The organism is Pseudovibrio sp. Ad37 (assembly GCF_001623075.1).
Lineage (GTDB): Bacteria > Pseudomonadota > Alphaproteobacteria > Rhizobiales > Stappiaceae > Pseudovibrio.
The window spans coordinates 1-1,177 of the sequence record NZ_LMCF01000196.1; the positions used below are offsets into that span (position 1 = coordinate 1).

Annotated in this window: 3 protein-coding genes; all 3 read right to left on the minus strand. The window is 44.4% G+C overall.

The genetic code is table 11. The annotated features are described in order from the left end of the window. On the minus strand, positions 1-124 hold a 124-nt coding region (locus tag PsAD37_RS27880), incomplete at its 3' end, for a transposase (RefSeq protein WP_193778219.1). Beyond that, the gene (locus PsAD37_RS28945) at positions 96-470 is read right to left on the minus strand and encodes a LytS/YhcK type 5TM receptor domain-containing protein (protein WP_208992011.1); all 375 of its coding nucleotides are present in this window, start codon (positions 468-470) and stop codon (positions 96-98) included. The genes PsAD37_RS28945 and PsAD37_RS27880, both read right to left, overlap by 29 nt. Beyond that, the gene (locus tag PsAD37_RS28950) at positions 413-658 is read right to left on the minus strand and encodes a LytS/YhcK type 5TM receptor domain-containing protein (RefSeq protein ID WP_342633593.1); all 246 of its coding nucleotides are present in this window, start codon (positions 656-658) and stop codon (positions 413-415) included. The genes PsAD37_RS28945 and PsAD37_RS28950 overlap by 58 nt, the downstream gene beginning before the upstream one ends. Positions 659-1,177 lie beyond the last annotated feature (519 nt).

Consider the following 1,177-nt stretch of genomic DNA (forward strand, 5'->3'; position numbering starts at 1 on the left):
TCTGGTTCGCGTGCACATCAAAGTCCTGAGCTAACTCACTCAAGGTTTTTTCTCCGCGAATAGCAGCAAGTGCCACTTTCGCTTTAAAAGCCGGGCTATGGTTCCGGCGAGGACGTCTGCTCATGATGGTCTCCTGTTCTTGGCATCATGCCAGTTTCAGGAGCTAAATCCACTTTCACAACCTGTCCAAATTTCCCGAGCCAGCTCTTCAGCCCCTTGGCCAAAACCCGAACACAGCACTCGGCGATCTTTAATGCCTGACTGGAAAAAGCTGATGACAGTTTATCAAACATCGTCTTCTGATCGCGAACAATGCTCATAAAAAACGCTGCGCCAAGTGAATTGACGAACAGCATCGGAGGCGCAATTTGCTTCACCAGCGCAAGAGCCTGATCAAATGGCCAGGCTACAATCAGGATGATGAGCATCTGTACGACTTCCGCCACAAAGGTGAGGCCAAACACAAACATCGGCGAAACAGCAAGGCACGCTTGTTATGCGTGCGTAAACAAAATGCAGCCATCCCAGCCAGTAGGCCTTCTGAAGTGGTTGAGATCGCACAGGCCAGATCAGTAAACCCACCAAAACCGTAGCGGTGCAAACCGCCCGTCAATCCAATCAAAAAACCCGTGACCGGACCACTTAAAAGACCACTCAAACCGCACCCATGGCTCGCGTATTGGCAACAGCCCCGTCGACCTGCTCACCAAATACACACACATTTGCTGCAGCAGATGAAGAATGAGGCCATTTGTTGGCTTTACTATTGTTTCTTGAACTAGTCACAAAAGTGTACCGCCTCACGATAGATTTTCAATCTACCAAGCAAAATTCAAGTGTATGTTCAAAAATCTCCGGAATATCAATTTAAACAGTTAGCTTAAGAGACTGTGTGGATCAGAAGACAAGCAAACTTTATGTCCCAAGAAATAAATTGGTTATGATTAAGTGTTAAAATACTAAATATAGTAAATTTTTGCACTCATTTTTTTGTTTTTATGTTCTGCTATAGTTAAATAAATTTGAGTTGATAAAATGTACTTGGTTAATTAGGTTCTGTTGACAAAGTGTATTCCAAAATCATCTGCTTTATGATTCAAGACTGTCTTTTAGGAGGCAGTTTTGGCACGTGGCGATTTAACGGACAGCGAATGGGAATTGATCGAAGCTCTGCTTC